The organism is Streptomyces sp. NPDC021356 (assembly GCF_040641015.1).
Lineage (GTDB): Bacteria > Actinomycetota > Actinomycetes > Streptomycetales > Streptomycetaceae > Streptomyces.
In genome coordinates this window covers 171,581-188,027 of record NZ_JBFACU010000018.1, presented here as the reverse complement: position 1 = coordinate 188,027, position 16,447 = coordinate 171,581, and the positions used below count along the sequence as shown (strand labels likewise).

Annotated in this window: 13 protein-coding genes; 8 read left to right on the top strand and 5 right to left on the bottom strand. The window is 72.3% G+C overall.

Annotation, left to right across the window (positions count from 1 at the left end; translation table 11 throughout):
• Positions 1-164 precede the first annotated feature (164 nt).
• Both AB0G56_RS24830 and AB0G56_RS24825 read right to left on the bottom strand, forming a co-directional pair.
• On the bottom strand, positions 165-926 hold the full coding sequence (locus AB0G56_RS24830) for a hypothetical protein (protein ID WP_360972840.1): 762 nt from the start codon (positions 924-926) through the stop codon (positions 165-167).
• Between the two features lie 166 nt (positions 927-1,092).
• Positions 1,093-2,793, bottom strand: a complete 1,701-nt coding sequence (locus AB0G56_RS24825) for a PucR family transcriptional regulator ligand-binding domain-containing protein (RefSeq protein ID WP_360972838.1) — start codon at positions 2,791-2,793, stop codon at positions 1,093-1,095.
• Positions 2,794-3,162: 369 nt separating this feature from the next.
• Between AB0G56_RS24825 and AB0G56_RS24820 the strand changes: the two genes are divergently transcribed.
• The 5 genes from AB0G56_RS24820 to AB0G56_RS24800 all read left to right on the top strand — a co-directional run bounded on the left by AB0G56_RS24820 (position 3,163) and on the right by AB0G56_RS24800 (position 9,981).
• Entirely contained in the window at positions 3,163-4,053 is an 891-nt protein-coding gene (locus AB0G56_RS24820) for a xanthine dehydrogenase family protein subunit M (RefSeq protein WP_360972836.1), read from the top strand.
• The gene (locus AB0G56_RS24815; protein ID WP_360972835.1) at positions 4,053-4,661 is read left to right on the top strand and encodes a (2Fe-2S)-binding protein; all 609 of its coding nucleotides are present in this window, start codon (positions 4,053-4,055) and stop codon (positions 4,659-4,661) included. Before AB0G56_RS24820 ends, AB0G56_RS24815 begins: the two co-directional genes overlap by 1 nt.
• A gap of 2 nt (positions 4,662-4,663) precedes the next feature.
• Positions 4,664-7,051: a molybdopterin cofactor-binding domain-containing protein gene (locus AB0G56_RS24810; RefSeq protein WP_360972833.1), complete on the top strand. Its 2,388-nt coding sequence runs from the start codon at positions 4,664-4,666 to the stop codon at positions 7,049-7,051.
• 266 nt (positions 7,052-7,317) lie between these two features.
• On the top strand, positions 7,318-8,784 hold the full coding sequence (locus AB0G56_RS24805; protein ID WP_360972831.1) for an NCS2 family permease: 1,467 nt from the start codon (positions 7,318-7,320) through the stop codon (positions 8,782-8,784).
• 45 nt (positions 8,785-8,829) lie between these two features.
• A complete protein-coding gene (locus AB0G56_RS24800; RefSeq protein WP_360972829.1) occupies positions 8,830-9,981 on the top strand; it encodes an XdhC/CoxI family protein in 1,152 nt (383 codons plus the stop codon).
• Between the two features lie 15 nt (positions 9,982-9,996).
• On the opposite strand, the gene AB0G56_RS24795 is transcribed toward AB0G56_RS24800, so the two are convergent.
• Positions 9,997-10,278 carry a YciI family protein gene (locus AB0G56_RS24795; RefSeq protein ID WP_360972827.1) on the bottom strand — a complete coding sequence of 94 codons (282 nt, stop codon included), beginning with the start codon at positions 10,276-10,278 and terminating at the stop codon, positions 9,997-9,999.
• Between the two features lie 146 nt (positions 10,279-10,424).
• On the opposite strand from AB0G56_RS24795, the gene rph reads away from it, so the two are divergent.
• The gene (rph, locus tag AB0G56_RS24790; RefSeq protein WP_360972825.1) at positions 10,425-13,031 is read left to right on the top strand and encodes a rifamycin-inactivating phosphotransferase; all 2,607 of its coding nucleotides are present in this window, start codon (positions 10,425-10,427) and stop codon (positions 13,029-13,031) included.
• A 166-nt stretch (positions 13,032-13,197) separates the two neighbouring features.
• Here rph and AB0G56_RS24785 read toward each other — a convergent pair whose 3' ends face one another.
• Complete coding sequence (locus AB0G56_RS24785) at positions 13,198-13,638, bottom strand: SRPBCC family protein (RefSeq protein ID WP_360972823.1); 441 nt, start codon at positions 13,636-13,638, stop codon at positions 13,198-13,200.
• A gap of 77 nt (positions 13,639-13,715) precedes the next feature.
• On the opposite strand from AB0G56_RS24785, the gene AB0G56_RS24780 reads away from it, so the two are divergent.
• Positions 13,716-14,213 carry a GNAT family N-acetyltransferase gene (locus tag AB0G56_RS24780; RefSeq protein WP_360972821.1) on the top strand — a complete coding sequence of 166 codons (498 nt, stop codon included), beginning with the start codon at positions 13,716-13,718 and terminating at the stop codon, positions 14,211-14,213.
• Between the two features lie 54 nt (positions 14,214-14,267).
• Here AB0G56_RS24780 and AB0G56_RS24775 read toward each other — a convergent pair whose 3' ends face one another.
• Positions 14,268-15,074 (bottom strand): polysaccharide deacetylase family protein, encoded by an 807-nt coding sequence (locus tag AB0G56_RS24775; protein ID WP_360972819.1) that lies wholly within the window; start codon positions 15,072-15,074, stop codon positions 14,268-14,270.
• A 190-nt stretch (positions 15,075-15,264) separates the two neighbouring features.
• Here AB0G56_RS24775 and AB0G56_RS24770 point away from each other — a divergent pair, with 190 nt between their 5' ends.
• Positions 15,265-16,227: an NAD-dependent epimerase/dehydratase family protein gene (locus AB0G56_RS24770; RefSeq protein ID WP_360972817.1), complete on the top strand. Its 963-nt coding sequence runs from the start codon at positions 15,265-15,267 to the stop codon at positions 16,225-16,227.
• Positions 16,228-16,447: the final 220 nt, after the last annotated feature.

Here is a 16,447-nt window from a genome sequence, read left to right as displayed (position 1 = left end):
GGATCAACGTGCTGTTCGCGATGCTCCGCGACGGCACCTTCTACGAACCCAGAACCCCACGCCTCGCTTGACGAAAGACATAGAGGCACCCCCCGCGTCGGCGCGCACCGCGCCGCTCGCACCTCCCGGCCCCGCCGCCGCCCGCCGGTCCGGTGCCGCGGGGCTCACGCCGTGGCCGCACCCGGCGGCGCCAGCTGGCGGGTGAGCCAGGTGGGGACGCCGCCGAGGAGGCGGAACAGGCGGCGGGCCTCCTCGCGCAGGCGGGAGGCCTCCGGTTCTTCCTCGGTGTCTGCCAGGGACACCAGGGCGGGGGCCGTGCCGACGAGGTAGCCCAGCTCCTCGCGGATCCGCAACGACTCGGCGAAGCCGTGCCGCGCCTCCGCCAACTCGCCCTCCCGAAGGGCGAGTCCGGCCAGGTGGCGCCAGGTGGACGACAGCAGCAGCGGGTCGTGACGGGCGGTGGCGCCCGCGTGGGCGCGGCGGTAGGCGGCGCGCGCGGCCTGCGCCGAACGGGTCAGGTTCTCCGCGATCAGCCCGCGCCGGAAGTCCAGCAGGGGCCGCCCCGGCCCGCCCGGCTCGATCAGCGCGGCGGCCCGGCCCAGCGCCGAGCGCGCCTCGTCCGCCCGGTCCCGTACGCCGTGCAGGGTCGCCGAGTAGGCCAAGTACCCGCGTTCACAAGCGGCGGCGCCGCGCTCCTCGTCGGAGTGGGCCAGCGCCTCCGCGGTGCGCAGCGCGTCCTCGGCCTCCTCCCAGCCCGCCTCGGTGTACAGGCACCGTTCCACCAGCAGCGCGGTGCGCTGGAGCGCGGCGGCGGCGGTGACCGCCGGCAGCAGTGCCGCCGCGTCGGCCCAGCACGCGCGTGAGCGCAGCCGCCATACCGCGGTCTGGAGTGGATCGTCACCAGCGGTCGTTCCGTTACCAGACATGGCGGTATGCGCCACGTTGCCCTCCCCGAGCACGCCTTCGAGCCTTGAGTGGTGGCGGCATCTCAGCACGAATCCGGCGGCCCGGCCAAGGGGGCGGGTGAAAGATTTCACAAAGTCGTGGGACGGCGGCCGGCCCCCCGCTGCGCCGTCCTCGTCCCCGCCGGCCTCAGCTCATGCGCAGGGCCAGGAAGAAGTCCAGCTTGTCCTCCAGGCGTGACAGGTCACGTCCCGTCAACTGCTCGATCCGCCCGACCCGGTAGCGCAGCGTGTTGACGTGCAGGTGGAGCCGGGTCGCGCAGCGCGTCCAGGAGCCGTCGCAGTCGAGGAAGGCCTCCAGCGTGGGGATCAGCTCGGCGCGGTGCCGGCGGTCGTAGTCCCGCAGCGGGTCCAGCAGCCGCGCGGTGAAGGCCCGGCGCACGTCGTCCGGGACGAAGGGGAGCAGCAGCACGTGCGAGGCCAGCTCCTGGTGGCCGGCCGCGCAGACCCGGCCGGGGCGGGCCGCCGCGACCCGCCGGGCGTGCCGCGCCTCCTCCAGCGCCCCGCGCAGCCCCTCCGCCGAGTGCACGGCCGCACTGACCCCGAGGGTCACCCGGCCGTCGCCGTCCAGACCGGCCGCCAGCGGGTCGTGCACGGAGCGCAGGAGCGCGTCGGCGAGGATCCCGGCCTCGGGGCCGTCGGGGTCGGTGGAGACGGCCGGGAGCGGCACCAGGGCGATCGCCTCGCCGCCGGAGTGCGCGACGGCTATGCGGTCCGAGGGCTCGTTGCCGGTCTGCGGGTACGCCCGGCCCGACGAACCGCCGACCGGGACCGCCAGGATCTCCTCCAGCAGCGACTGGGCGACCGGGCCGTTCTCCACCGGCCCGGCGTCCCACTCGACGCGCGCCACGACCACCTGCCAGTGCGGGGCCGAGCCGAGGCCGGGCAGCAGCACGGGCGCCGCGACCCGCAGGCGTGCGGCGATCTCGGCGGGCGGCGCGCCGGTCTGCACCAGCTCCAGCACCTCCTGGGCGAGCCGCCTGCGCACCGTGCGCGCCGCGTCCCGCCGGTCCCGCTCGACCGCGATCAGCTGGGTGACCCCGTGCAGCAGGTCGAGCCGCTCCTCGGCCCAGTCGCCCGCGTCCGCCTCGACCGCCAGCAGCCAGTCCGACAGCACCGTCTGGCGCACGTCCCGCGCGGCCTGCGGGGTGCGGCCGCCGCTGCGGATGGGGAAGAGCGAGTACGTCGTCCCCTCCAGCGTGACCCGGTGCGGGCCGCGCCGGCCGGTCCGGCTGGCCGCCAGGTGCTCGGCGGCCAGCCGCCCGCACACCCCGGCCGGCAGCGCCGGGCCGTCCACCTCGGGCCCGGCGATCAGCCGGCCGGTGGGGGAGAGCAGCCAGGCACGCAGGTCGAGGTCGGAGCCGAGCAGGTCCAGGACCACGTCCGGGCCGCCGCCCGCCGGGCCGGACGTCATCATCCGGCGGTGCCGGTCCACCACGGCCGCCAGGTCGCCGGCGCGCTCGCCGGACACCTGGCGCACCACGTGCTCGGTGATCGTCGCGAACGCCACCGACTCGTTCACCGCGAACAGGGGCAGCCGGTGCCGGGCGCAGGCCACCACCAGGTCCTCGGGCACGGCGCCCAGCTCGGCCTCGCCCGCGGCCAGCGCGGCGACCCCGGCCTGCACGAGGATCCGTACGAACGGCTCGGCGTCGGCGGCGTCCCGGCGCCAGGCCAGACCGGTCAGCACCAGCTCGCCGCCGGCGAGGTAGCGGCTCGGATCACGCAGGTCGGTGGTCATGACGCCCCGGACGGTGCGGTCCAGCTCGTCCTCGCCGCCGAGCAGCTTCAGGCCCAGCGCATCGGTGTCCAGCAGTGCGCGCAGCCGCATGTCTCGTCGCCGCCGTTCTCTTGTCTCGAAATCTATGATGAATCTTGTGGTGAGGGGCCGATCCCGTTCGGTGAGGGGCCCGGCCCGTCGGCCGGTCGGCACCCGGGCCGACCGCGGGGCCCCGCAGGGCCGTGACCTCTGTTTCCCGGGGGAAGCGAAGAGGTGGACGGTGGCCTCCGTTCATACGAATCTACAAGATGGGTGCCGCGGCCAGCCAAACCCTTCATGGTTTCGGTGACTGACCCCGCCGGAGTACTCGGTTGTGTACTGACTCCACTCCACGTGAACAGCACATGAACGAGCCTGCCCCCGCCGCACACGGATTGGCTCAATCTGTACGACCCTCCGAGACGAAGAAGAGAGCCGGTCATGGACTTCCTTCGCCCCGCCAGCTGGGAGGAGGCGCTCGCCGCGAAGGCCGAGCACCCCACCGCTGTGCCGATTGCGGGTGGCACCGATGTGATGGTCGAGATCAACTTCGACCACCGCCGGCCCGAGTACCTCCTCGACCTCAACCGCGTCGGCGACCTCTACGAGTGGGAGGTCGGCGAGGAGAGCGTGCGGCTGGGCGCCTCGGTCCCCTACTCCAAGATCATGGACAGTCTCCGTGCCGAGCTGCCCGGCCTGGCGCTCGCCTCGCACACGGTCGCCTCCCCGCAGATCCGCAACCGCGGCGGCGTCGGCGGCAACCTCGGCACGGCCTCTCCTGCCGGTGACGCCCACCCCGCCCTGCTCGCCGCGGGCGCCGAGGTGGAGGCGGAGTCGGTGCGCGGCACCCGCCGCATCCCGATCGACGAGTTCTACACCGGCGTCAAGCGCAACGCGCTCGCCCCGGACGAGCTGATCCGGGCCGTGCACATCAAGAAGGCCGACGGCCCGCAGCAGTACTCGAAGGTCGGCACCCGCAACGCGATGGTCATCGCGGTGTGCGCCTTCGGTCTCGCGCTGCACCCCGAGACCCGCACGGTCCGCACCGGCATCGGTTCGGCCGCCCCCACCCCGGTCCGCGCCCAGGCGGCCGAGGAGTTCCTGAACGCGGCCCTCGAAGAGGGCGGCTTCTGGGACAACGGGAAGATCATCGCCCCGTCGGTCGCCAAGCAGTTCGCCGAGCTGTGCTCGGCCGCCTGCAACCCGATCGACGACGTCCGGGGCACCGCGAGCTACCGCCGCCACGCGGTCGGTGTGATGGCCCGCCGGACCCTGACCTGGACCTGGGAGTCGTACCGCGGCACCCGCCGCACCACCGAGGGAGCTGCGTGATGCGCGTCAACTTCACCGTCAACGGACGCCCGCAGGAGGCCGACGACGTCTGGGAGGGCGAGTCCCTCCTCTACGTCCTGCGCGAGCGCATGGGCCTGCCCGGCTCCAAGAACGCCTGCGAGCAGGGCGAGTGCGGCTCCTGCACCGTGCGCCTGGACGGCGTGCCGGTGTGTTCCTGCCTGGTCGCCGCCGGACAGGTCGAGGGCCGCGACGTCGTGACCGTCGAGGGACTGGCCGACTTCGCCCGGCAGCGCGCCGAGGGCGGCTGCGCGAGCGGCGCCTGCGGCTCGGCCGACGGCTCCGCCGCCTTCGGTACGACGCTCGACGGCGCCAAGCGGTGGCGGGCCGAGGGCACCGACTCGCAGACCGGCGAGGGCACCGAACTCTCCCCGGTGCAGCAGGCGTTCATCGACGCCGGCGCCGTCCAGTGCGGCTTCTGCACCCCGGGGCTGCTGGTCGCCGCCGACGAGATGCTGGAGCGCAACCCCAACCCGACCGACGCGGACATCCGCGAGGCCCTGTCGGGCAACCTGTGCCGCTGCACGGGCTACGAGAAGATCATGGACGCGGTCCGCCTCGCGGCCGCCCGGCAGTCCGAGGGGGTCTGACCATGACCACGGCCAACGGCGCACCCACCAAAATCACCCAGGGCTACCGGACCAAGGGCGGCATCGGGGAGTCCACGCTCCGCCCCGACGGCACCCTCAAGGTCACCGGTGAGTTCGCGTACTCGTCCGACATGTGGCACGAGGACATGCTCTGGGGCCAGATCCTGCGCTCCACCGTCGCGCACGCCGAGATCGTGTCGATCGACACCTCCGAGGCCCTCGCCATGGCGGGCGTGTACGCCGTGATGACGTACGACGACCTGCCCGCCGAGATGAAGCACTACGGCCTGGAGATCCAGGACACCCCCGTCCTCGCCCACGGCAAGGTACGCCACCACGGCGAGCCGGTCGCCATCGTCGCCGCGGACCACCCGGAGACCGCGCGCCGCGCCGCCGCGAAGATCAAGGTGGAGTACAAGGAGCTGCCCGTCATCACCGACGAGGCCTCCGCGACCGCCCCCGACGCCGTCCTCGTCCACGAGCACCGCGACGACCACCACTCGGGGCACGTCCCGCACCCCAACATCGTCCACCGTCAGCCGATCATCCGCGGAAACGCCGACGAGGCCGCCAGGAAGGCCGACTTCGTCGTCGAGGGCGACTACTACTTCGGCATGCAGGACCAGGCCTTCCTCGGCCCCGAGTCCGGCCTCGCCGTGCCCGAGGAGGACGGCGGCGTCCACCTCTACATCGCCACCCAGTGGCTCCACTCCGACCTGCGCCAGATCGCGCCCGTCCTCGGCCTGCCCGAGGACAAGGTGCGCATGACGCTGGCCGGCGTCGGCGGCGCGTTCGGCGGCCGCGAGGACCTGTCGATGCAGATCCACGCCTGCCTGCTGGCGTTGCGCACCGGCAAGCCCGTCAAGATCGTCTACAACCGGTTCGAGTCCTTCTTCGGGCACGTCCACCGCCATCCGGCCCGGCTGCACTACGAGCACGGCGCCACCAAGGACGGCAAGCTCACCCATATGAAGTGCCGGATCGTCCTGGACGGCGGCGCCTACGCCTCCGCCTCCCCGGCGGTCGTCGGCAACGCCGCGTCGCTGTCGGCGGGACCGTACGTCATCGACGACGTGGACATCGAGGCCCTCGCCCTCTACAGCAACAACCCGCCCTGCGGCGCCATGCGCGGCTTCGGCGCGGTCCAGGCGTGCTTCGCCTACGAGGCGCAGATGGACAAGCTCGCCGACAAGGTGGGCATGGACCGGGTGGAGTTCCGCCGGCTCAACGCCATGGAGCAGGGCACGATCATGCCGACCGGGCAGCCGGTCGACTCCCCGGCCCCGGTCGCCGAACTGCTGCGCCGCGTCAAGGCGATGCCGCTGCCGCCCGAGCGCCAGTGGGAGTCCAGCGAGGGCTCGGACGTACGGCAGCTGCCCGGCGGCCTGTCCAACACCACCCACGGCGAGGGCGTCGTGCGCGGTGTCGGCTACGCCGTCGGCATCAAGAACGTCGGCTTCTCCGAGGGCTTCGACGACTACTCCACCGCCAAGGTGCGCATGGAGGTCGTCGCCGGTGAGCCGGTCGCCACCGTGCACACGGCCATGGCGGAGGTCGGCCAGGGCGGTGTCACCGTGCACGCCCAGATCGCCCGCACCGAACTGGGCGTCACCCAGGTGACCATCCACCCGGCCGACACCCAGGTCGGCTCGGCGGGTTCGACCTCGGCCTCCCGGCAGACGTACGTCACCGGCGGCGCCGTCAAGAACTCCTGCGAACTCGTGCGCGAGCAGGTCCTGGAGATCGGCCGGCGCAAGTTCGGCTCCTACCACCCCGCGTGGGCCACCGCCGAACTCCTGCTGGAGGGCGGCAAGGTCGTCACTGACGGCGGCGAGGTCCTCGCCGACCTGGTGGACGTCCTGGAGGGCGAGGTCGTGGAGATCGAGGCGGAGTGGCGCCACCGGCCGACCGAGGCCTTCGACCTGCGCACCGGACAGGGCAACGGCCACGTCCAGTACTCCTTCGCCGCGCACCGCGCCGTCGTCGAGGTCGACACCGAACTCGGTCTGGTGAAGGTCGTCGAACTGGCCTGCGCGCAGGACGTCGGCAAGGCGCTCAACCCGCTCTCCGTCATCGGGCAGATCCAGGGCGGCACCACCCAGGGCCTGGGCATCGCCATCATGGAGGAGATCATCGTCGACCCCAAGACGGCGAAGGTCAGGAACCCCTCCTTCACGGACTACCTGCTCCCCACCATCCTCGACACGCCGACCATCCCGGTCGACGTGCTCGAACTCGCCGACGAGCACGCCCCGTACGGGCTGCGCGGCATCGGCGAGGCCCCCACCCTGTCGTCCACCCCGGCCGTCCTCGCGGCGATCCGGAACGCGACCGGGCTGGAACTCCCCCGCACGCCGGTACGGCCGGAGCACCTCACCGGCAAGGCGTAGGACTCCCCGACGGACCGGCCGGGCCCACGGGTTCCGGCCGGCCCGGACAGGAGATCCGGCAGACCCTCCGGGCGGCGCACCGGAACGTCACACTTCCGCGCCGCCCGGAGCACTCCCCCCATCTCTTCGAGATCCGCTCCGCTCGCGGTCCTTGAAGTACCAGCAACGAGGTTCGTCTCGGGCCGTCCCCCGGGCCGTCCATTCCCAAATCCCGTGCCCAGAGAGGGCATTCGCGGGTGCACCTATGAACCTTGGGAGTTGGCCCCATGACCCAGCAGTCAGTGGAGCCCAGAACCGCCGCCGAAGACGCGGGCGCGGGCAGCCGCGTCCCGGCGGGACGGTCCTGGCTCGACCGGTACTTCCACATATCCCAGCGGGGATCGACGATCGCGCGTGAAGTGCGCGGTGGCGTCACCACCTTCATGGCGATGGCGTACATCCTGCTGCTCAACCCCGTCATCCTCTCCGGCAAGGACGTCGCCGGCGACACCCTGGGCCAGAAGGCCCTGATCACCGCGACCGCGCTCGGCGCGGCGTTCACGACCCTGCTCATGGGCTTCGTCGGCAAGGTGCCGCTGGCGCTCGCGGCGGGCCTGTCCGTGTCCGGGGTCATCTCCACACAGGTGGCGCCCAACATGACGTGGCCGCAGGCCATGGGCATGTGTGTGGCCTACGGTGTCGTGATCATGCTGCTGGTCGTCACCGGCCTGCGTGAGATGATCATGAACGCGATCCCGTTGCCGCTCAAGCACGGCATCACCATGGGCATCGGCCTGTTCATCGCCTTCATCGGCCTGGTGAAGGCCGGGTTCGTCGGCCGCAACCCGTCACCCGGCGGCGGCCCCGTCGTCCTCGGGCCCGGCGGTGCGCTGTCCGGCTGGCCGGTGCTCCTCTTCGCGGCCACCCTGCTGCTGATCTTCGCGCTGCAGGCCCGCAACGTCCCCGGTGCCATCCTCATCGGCATCGTCGGCGGCACCGTCGTCGCGGCGATCCTGAACGCGACCGGCGTCATCGACGCCAAGCAGTGGGTGAACGGCGCCCCCGAACTCCACGGCAGCCCCGTGTCGATGCCCGACTTCTCACTCTTCGGGCACGTGTCCTTCGGGGGCTGGGGCGACGTCGGCGTCATGACGATCACCGTGATCGTCTTCACGCTGGTCCTCGCCGGCTTCTTCGACGCCATGGCGACCATCATCGGCGTCGGCACCGAGGCCAACCTCGCCGACGACAAGGGCCGGATGCCCGGCCTGTCCAAGGCCCTGTTCATCGACGGCGCCGGCGGCGTCATCGGCGGTGTCGCGGGCGGCTCCGGCCAGTCCGTGTTCGTCGAGTCCGCAACCGGCGTGGGGGAGGGCGCCCGCACGGGCTTCTCCTCCGTCATCACCGGCCTGTTCTTCGCCGCCTGCCTGTTCTTCACCCCGATCACCGCGATCGTCCCCTCCGAGGTCGCCTCCGCGGCCCTGGTGGTCATCGGCGCGATGATGATGATGAACGCGCGGCACGTCGACTGGGGCGACCGCGCCACCGCGATCCCGGTCTTCCTGACCGTGGTCATCATGCCGTTCACGTACTCCATCACGCCCGGTGTCGCCGCCGGCGTGGTCTCGTACACGATCATCAAGGTCGCCCAGGGCAAGGCCCGGGAGATCGGGGCCTTCATGTGGGTCCTGACGGCCGTCTTCCTCGTGTACTTCGCCCTCAACCCGATCGAGGGCTGGCTCGGCGTCCACTGACCGAGCCGTGCGCCCTTCACACAACCGCCTTAAGGAGACCGACAGATGCTGGACATCGCCGAGGAACTGAGCCGGTGGGTCGAGCAGGGCCGCACCTTCGCCGTCGCCACCGTCGTGGCCGTCGGCGGCAGCGCCCCGCGCCAGCCCGGCGCCGCCCTCGCGGTGGACGCCGACGGCACGGCGATCGGCTCGGTCTCCGGCGGCTGTGTGGAGGGCGCGGTCTACGCCCTGTGCGAGCAGGCCCTCCAGGACGGCGAGAGCGTCCTGGAGCGCTTCGGGTACAGCGACGAGGACGCCTTCGCCGTGGGCCTGACCTGCGGCGGCGTCATCGACATCCTGGTCACACCGGTACGGGCCGACGGTCCGGCCCGGCCGGTGTTCGCGGCCGCGCTGGCCGCCGCCGCCCGTGGGGAGGCGGCGGCGGTCGCGCGGATCGTCACCGGCCCGGCCGAACTCCTCGGCCGGCCCCTGCTGGTCCGCCCGGACGGCTCCTGGGAGGGCGGCTTCGGCGCCCACCCCGAACTGGACCGCACGGTGGCCGCCGAGGCGGCCGCGTTCCTGGACGCCGGTCGCACCGGCACCCTGGAGATCGGTGAGCAGGGCTCGCGCTGCGGCGCCCCGCTCACCGTCCTCGTCGAGTCCTCCGTACCGCCGCCCCGCATGATCGTCTTCGGCGCGATCGACTTCGCCTCCGCGCTGGTGCGCACGGGCAAGTTCCTCGGCTACCGGGTGACCGTCTGCGACGCCCGCCCGGTCTTCGCCACCCGGGCCCGCTTCCCCGACGCCGACGAGATCGTCGTCGAGTGGCCGCACACCTACCTGGAGAACACCGACGTCGACGGCCGCACCGTGCTGTGCGTCCTCACCCACGACGCCAAGTTCGACGTGCCCCTGCTCGAGCGGGCGCTGCGGCTGCCGGTGGCGTACGTCGGCGCGATGGGCTCGCGCCGCACCCACCTCGACCGCAACGAGCGCCTGCGCGAAGTCGGCGTCACCGAACTCGAATTGGCCCGGCTCAGGTCGCCCATCGGCCTGGACCTCGGCGCCCGCACCCCGCAGGAGACGGCCCTGTCCATCGCCGCGGAGATCGTCGCGGCCCGCCGCGGTGGCAGCGGTGCCTCTCTGACGGGCGCTCACACCCCGATCCACCACGACCCGGCGTCGGTGCCGGCACGGCGGATCGGGTCGGTGGCCTGAACGCAGGCGGGCCGGTCAGCCGGCGGCAGGGCTTTCGCTCCGCTGCCACGTCGGGCGGAAGCGGAGGATCTCCGCGGTGGCGGCGCCACTGGTGACGAACGGGTCCGCCGCGACGGCGGCCTCCACCTCCGCCTGCGAGCCCTCCGCCAGGACCAGCCCGCCCGTACGGGGCTCCAGCGGGCCGGCCAGCCGGGCCAGGCCGCGCGCGAAAATCCCCTCGGGGTGGGTGTAGTGGGCCTCCCTGAGGGAGTCGATGGTCTCCAGCGGTGCCTGGTATCGGAACACGATGACGTACATGATCCCACTCAAGCGCACGCGAGCCGCGCGCGCCAGGTCACCCCTCACCCATCTCAACGTATAGCGCAAGGGGGGCCTTGCGGCAAGGCCCCCGTCGTGGCGCAGAATCGGCGGCCGAGGACGTACCCGACCCCGGAGATGCCACGGTGACCGAGCAGTACGTGCAGTACGTGTTGGACCTTCAGGACGTCGACGAGACACGGATCGCGGTCGTCGGCGGCAAGGGCGCGCACCTGGGCGGGCTGTCGCGGATCGAAGACGTCCGCGTGCCGGACGGCTTCTGCGTGACGACGGACGCCTTCCGGCGGATCATGGCCGAAGTGCCGTCGATCGACGACCGGCTCGAGCAGTTGTCGCGCGTGGAGGCGGACGACCTGGTGGCGATCCGCGCGCTCAGTGCGCAGATCCGTCAGGCCATCGAGGAGACCGCCGTCCCTGACGATCTCGCGGCGGCGATCACCCGCGCGCTCGCCCGGCTCGGCGAGGGGGCCGCCTGCGCGGTCCGGTCGAGCGCGACGGCGGAGGACCTGCCGACGGCCTCCTTCGCCGGCCAGCAGGACACGTACCTGAACGTCGTGGGACCGGCGGCGATCCTGCGGCACGTCAGCCGGTGCTGGGCCTCGCTGTTCACCGAGCGGGCCGTCATCTACCGCCGGCGCAACGGCATCGACCACCGCACGGTCCACATGGCCGTGGTCGTGCAGCGGATGGTCTTCCCGCACGCGGCCGGCATCCTGTTCACGGCCGACCCCGTCACCGGCAACCGCAAGGTCGCCACCGTGGACGCCGGCTTCGGCCTCGGCGAGGCCCTGGTCTCCGGCCTGGTGAACCCGGACGTCTTCAAGGTGCGCGACGGCGAGGTCGTCTCCAGGGCGGTCGCCGCCAAGCAGCGTGCCGTGCGGGCCCTGCCGGGAGGCGGTACGCGGGAAGTGGCCGTCGACGCGCGGCAGCAGGAGCAGCCGGCGCTGACGGACGCGCAGGTCGTGCGGCTCGTGCGGCTCGGGCGGCGGATCGAGGCGCACTTCGGCCGCCCGCAGGACATCGAATGGTGTCTGGCCGACGACGGCTTCCGGATCGTCCAGAGCCGGCCGATCACGACGCTCTTCCCCATTCCCGAGACCGACGACCAGGAGAACCACGTCTACGTCTCCGTCGGGCACCAGCAGATGATGACCGACCCCATGAAGCCCCTGGGGATCTCCGTGTGGCAGCTGACGGCCATGGTGCCGATGCCCACGGCCGGCGGGCGGCTGTTCGTCGACGTCACCCGGCGCCTGGCCTCGTCCGCGAGCCGCGCCGGCCTCCTGGACATCATGGGCAAGGGCGATCCGCTGATGCGGGACGCGCTGGAGACCGTCCTCGACCGCGAGGGCTTCGTCCCCGCACTCCCGGACGCGGCTCCCGCCGGGCCGCCGAAGAGCGGCGGACCCGCCCCGATCGAGACCGATCCGGCCGTCGTCACCGAGCTGATCGAGCGCAGCCAGGCGTCCATCGCGGCCCTGGAGCGCGACATCCGGACGAAGACCGGGCCCGCGCTGTTCGACTTCCTGCTGGAGGCCTTCCAGGAGCACAAGCGAGTCCTCGGTGACCCGCTGAGCATGCAGGCGATCATGGCGGGGATGGAGGCCACCTGGTGGCTCAACGACAAGCTGCGGGAGTGGCTGGGGGAGAAGAACGCGGCTGACACGCTGACCCTGTCCGCCCCCGGCAACATCACCTCAAAGATGGGCCTCGCGCTGCTCGACGTGGCGGACGTGATCCGCCCGTGGCCACAGGTGGTGGCGTACCTGGAGGGCGTCGAGGACGAGGGCTTCCTGGAGGAGCTGGCGAAGCTCCCGGGCGGGAGCGAAGCACGCGACGCCATCGAGGCCTACCTCGACCGGTACGGCATGCGCTGCGTCGGCGAGATCGACATCACCCGGCCGCGCTGGCGCGAGCGGCCCACCGCGCTCGTGCCCGTGATCCTCGACAACGTCAGGAACTTCGGGCCGGGCGCCGCCGAGCGGCGCTTCGAGCAAGGGCGGCACAGGGCGCGGCAGATGGAACAGGACGTGCTGTCCCGCTTGCGGGCCCTGCCGGACGGGGACCGCAAGGCCGACGAGACCAAGCGGATGATCGACCGGGTCAGGACCTTCATCGGGTACCGGGAGTACCCGAAGTACGGCATCGTCAGCCGCTACTTCCTCTACAAGCAGGCCCTGCTGAAGGAGGCCGATCGCCTCGTCGGGGCCGGCGTGCTGCGCGAGAAGGAGGACATCTTCCACCTCACGTTCCACGAACTCCACGAGGTCGTACGCTCGAACCACGTGGACGACGCGCTCATCCGGCAGCGCAAGGAGGCGTTCCGGTCCTACCAGGCGCTCACACCGCCCCGGGTGCTCACCTCCGACGGCGAGGCCCTCACCGGCTCGTACCGGCGCGACGACGTACCGGACGGGGCCCTGACCGGCCTGGCGGTCTCCGCCGGGACCGTGGAGGGCAGGGCCCGCGTCGTCCTCGACATGGCGCAGGCCGATCTCGAAGCGGGCGACATCCTGGTCACCACCGCCACGGACCCCAGCTGGTCGCCGCTGTTCGTCGCGATCGCGGGCCTGGTCACCGAGGTGGGCGGTCTGATGACGCACGGCGCGGTGATCGCCCGGGAGTACGGACTGCCGGCCGTCGTGGGCGTGGAGCGGGCCACCCGGCTGATCCGGGACGGGCAGCGGATCCGCGTGCACGGAAGCGACGGGTACGTCGAGATCCTGTCCTGACCGGTTCTCAGGGCCACCCTGTACCGCCCTGGACTCGCCTGCCGCCTGCCTGCCACCTTCTGCTGCCTGCTGCCTGCTGCCTGCTGCCTGCTGCCTGCTGCCTGCTGCCTGCTGCCTGCTGCCTGCTGCCTGCTGCCTGCTGCCTGCTGCCTGCCGCGTCCCGCCGTCACGGCTGCCGCAGCAGCCTGTTCACGGCGCGGCCGAACATCGCCCGCGCCGTGCGGTGCAGGAGCGGGTCGAAGGCGGCGGGCAGGAAGCGTACCCGCAGCTCCTCCCGCCAGCGCACTCGCGCGCGGCCACCGGGACCCGGCCGCACCTCGATCTCGGCCCAGCCCAGGACCGTCCGGCCCCGTTTCTCCAGTCGGCACAGGCCCGGCTCGCCGTCGGCGGGCGGACGCCAGAGGGTCACCTCCATCGGGTCGTCGAAGCGCAGCGGGCCCACTCCCGTGCGGGCCACGAAGCGGGTGCCCACGCGGGTGGGCGCGGGGGTGAGCACGGTGACGCGGGTCAGCGGGACCGCGCCGGCGTGCCGGGGCCACCGGGTGAGCCGCCGCCAGGCCTCGTCGGGGGCGAGCGGCGGCGTGCGTTCCAGGCTGAAGGTGACCACGTCACGATCGTAGACAACGCGGGCCGCATGACCAGGTGTTCGTTCCTGTCTCACCCGGGTGGCCGTATGCTGCGGTCATGGTGACGCTGGAGCGGCTGCGGCCCGATCACGCCGAGGCGGTGCTCGCCTTCGAGCGGGAGAACCGGAGTTACTTCGCGCGCTTCATCACGGACCGCGGGGACGCGTATTTCACGGGGTTCGCGCAACGCCACCGCGCCCTGCTCGCCGAACAGGAGTCCGGTGTCTGCCACTTCCACCTGGTCCTGGACGAACAGGGCACCCTGCTGGGCCGGGTGAACCTCGTCGACGTCGCCGACGGGTCGGCCGAGCTGGGCTACCGGATCGGGGAGCGCGCCGCGGGCCGGGGTGTCGCGACGGCCGCCGTGCGGGAGGTGTGCCGGCTGGCCGCCGGGACGTACGGCCTGCGTGCGCTCGCCGCGATCACCACCCGCGACAACCTGGCGTCCAGGACCGTGCTCGCCCGCAACGGGTTCACCGAGGAGGGCGAGGTGACGATCAAGGGCCGGCCGGGCCTGAGCTTCCGGCGCCCGCTCACGCCGGACGACGGGGCCTGACGGGACGCGGCCCGCCTGGTGCACAGCGGGCCGGGCCGGACGGCGGTGGTCCTGCTAGGGCCGGTACACCTTGCCCGGCACCGGCTTGCCGGGTGCCAGCAGCTGCGGCACGGTGACGAACACGTACCCCCGCTCCTTCAGCGCGTCGATGATGCCGGGCACGGCGGGCACGGTGCCGTCGTAGATGTCGTGCAGCAGGATGATCCCGTCACGGGAGGCCTGGTCGAGGACGCGCTTCTCGATCAGCGCGGAGTCGGTCGTCGTGTAGTCCTTCGCCGTGACGCTCCACAGCACCTCCGACATGCCCATCTCCTTGGAGATCCGCTGCACGGTGTCGTTGGTGCGGCCCTGCGGCGGGCGCATGAGCGTCGGCTTGTGCCCGATCAGCCGCTCGATCGCGTCGTTGGGGCGCTGCAGCTCCTCGCGTATCTGGGCCTCGGATATCTTGGTGAGGATCTTGTGGTCCCAGGTGTGGCTGGCCACCTCGTGGCCCTCGGCCGCCATCCGCTTGACCAGCTCCGGGTACTTGTCGATGTGCCGCGCCCCGAGCAGGAAGAAGGTGGCGGGCACCTTCTTCTCCTTCAGGATGTCCAGCAGCCGCGCGGAGTTCTCGCTCGGCCCGGCGTCGAACGTCAGCGCGATGCACTTGGCCTGACGGCAGTCGACCGAACCGAACCGGCCCGGCGCGCCCGCGGCGGCCTGCGTCCGCGCGGAACTCGGGCTGGTCGCGTCGACCTTCGTGCAGCCGCTCAGGGCCACCGTCAGGCCGGCGGCGGCGGCCAGTGCGGCGATCGCGCGGAACCGGGTACCGGCACTCCCCGTTCTCCCGTTTTTCCTGGTCTTCTTGGTCAAGGAAGGCATGCGGGGGACTTTACATAGGGCGTATGTACACGGTGTATAGCGGGGTCGAATAGGTGATCGTCGCACGTGCGATCGGTTGCGGTCCGTCGGGATTCACGGGCGATCGGCCCTGATCGAGGCGATGTGTGCCGTTCCGTCCCGGGGTTACTCAAGCCGACACGTGAGTGAAGGCGAGAGGGAGGAGAGCCCCGTGAGCGGACGCGACTGGCGCCGGGCCCTGGTGACCGGCGGGGCCGGCTTCGTCGGATCCCATCTGTGCGCCCGGCTGCTCGACGCCGGCACGGGCGTCGTCTGCCTGGACAACCTGGCCACCGGCACCCACGCCAACGTGGCGGAACTGGAGCGGCGGCGCGGATTCCGCTTCGTCCGCGCCGACGCCACCGACCCAGGCGCCGTCCGCGGCCTGCCCGGCCGCTTCGACCTGGTCCTGCACTTCGCCTGCCCCGCCTCGCCCGCCGACTACCTGAGGCTGCCCCTGGAGACCCTCGACGTCGGCAGCACCGGCACCCGCAACGCCCTGGAGCGCGCCCGCGCCGACGGTGCCCGCTTCCTGCTCGCCTCCACCTCCGAGGTCTACGGCGACCCGCTCGAACACCCGCAGCGCGAGACCTACTGGGGCAACGTCAACCCGGTCGGCCCGCGCAGCGTCTACGACGAGTCCAAGCGCTTCGCCGAGGCCCTGGTCACCGCGCACCGCGCCGTGCACGCCACCGACGCCGCCATCGTGCGCATCTTCAACACCTACGGCCCCCGGATGCGCACCGGCGACGGCCGCGCGGTCCCCACGTTCATCGCGCAGGCCCTGGACGGCGCCCCGCTCACGGTCGCGGGCGACGGCAGCCAGACCCGGTCGCTGTGCTACGTCGACGACACCGTCGACGGCATCCTCGCCCTGGCCGCCTCCGCCGAGCCGGGGCCGGTGAACGTCGGCGGCGGCGACGAGATCACCATGCTGGAGCTGGCCCGCCGGATCGTGGAGCTGACCGGCTCCGCCTCCCGCATCGACTTCGTGGACCGCCCCGTCGACGACCCCGGCCGCCGCCGCCCCGACACCCGCCTGGCCCTCGAACGCCTGGGCTGGCAGCCGCGCGTCCCCTGGAGCGAGGGGCTGGAACGCACGATCGGCTGGTTCACGACGGCTGTGGCGGCCTGAGGGCGGTCGGGCTCGCTGGAGCGCCTCCCGAAGCCTCCGAGAGCCGGGTCCTGAACCCGGCTGCGGGGTCGTGGCCAGGAGTGTTCACGCAGCGTGACCATTCGTTGACGTCTCGGCGACCACAACCCCTCTCACCGGTGCCAGTTGTCTTCAGGTGTTTGAGACAGCTGAGGCGCGGCACCCAGAAGCCCGGAATGTCCGATAGGTCCAGACTCGCCCC

Coding starts and splice junctions, on each gene's coding strand:
- AB0G56_RS24830 (WP_360972840.1), bottom strand. CDS start 926: ATGTCTGGTAACGGAACGACCGCTGGTGACGATCCACTCCAGACCGCG.
- AB0G56_RS24825 (WP_360972838.1), bottom strand. CDS start 2,793: ATGCGGCTGCGCGCACTGCTGGACACCGATGCGCTGGGCCTGAAGCTG.
- AB0G56_RS24820 (WP_360972836.1), top strand. CDS start 3,163: ATGGACTTCCTTCGCCCCGCCAGCTGGGAGGAGGCGCTCGCCGCGAAG.
- AB0G56_RS24815 (WP_360972835.1), top strand. CDS start 4,053: ATGCGCGTCAACTTCACCGTCAACGGACGCCCGCAGGAGGCCGACGAC.
- AB0G56_RS24810 (WP_360972833.1), top strand. CDS start 4,664: ATGACCACGGCCAACGGCGCACCCACCAAAATCACCCAGGGCTACCGG.
- AB0G56_RS24805 (WP_360972831.1), top strand. CDS start 7,318: ATGACCCAGCAGTCAGTGGAGCCCAGAACCGCCGCCGAAGACGCGGGC.
- AB0G56_RS24800 (WP_360972829.1), top strand. CDS start 8,830: ATGCTGGACATCGCCGAGGAACTGAGCCGGTGGGTCGAGCAGGGCCGC.
- AB0G56_RS24795 (WP_360972827.1), bottom strand. CDS start 10,278: ATGTACGTCATCGTGTTCCGATACCAGGCACCGCTGGAGACCATCGAC.
- AB0G56_RS24780 (WP_360972821.1), top strand. CDS start 13,716: ATGGTGACGCTGGAGCGGCTGCGGCCCGATCACGCCGAGGCGGTGCTC.
- AB0G56_RS24775 (WP_360972819.1), bottom strand. CDS start 15,074: ATGCCTTCCTTGACCAAGAAGACCAGGAAAAACGGGAGAACGGGGAGT.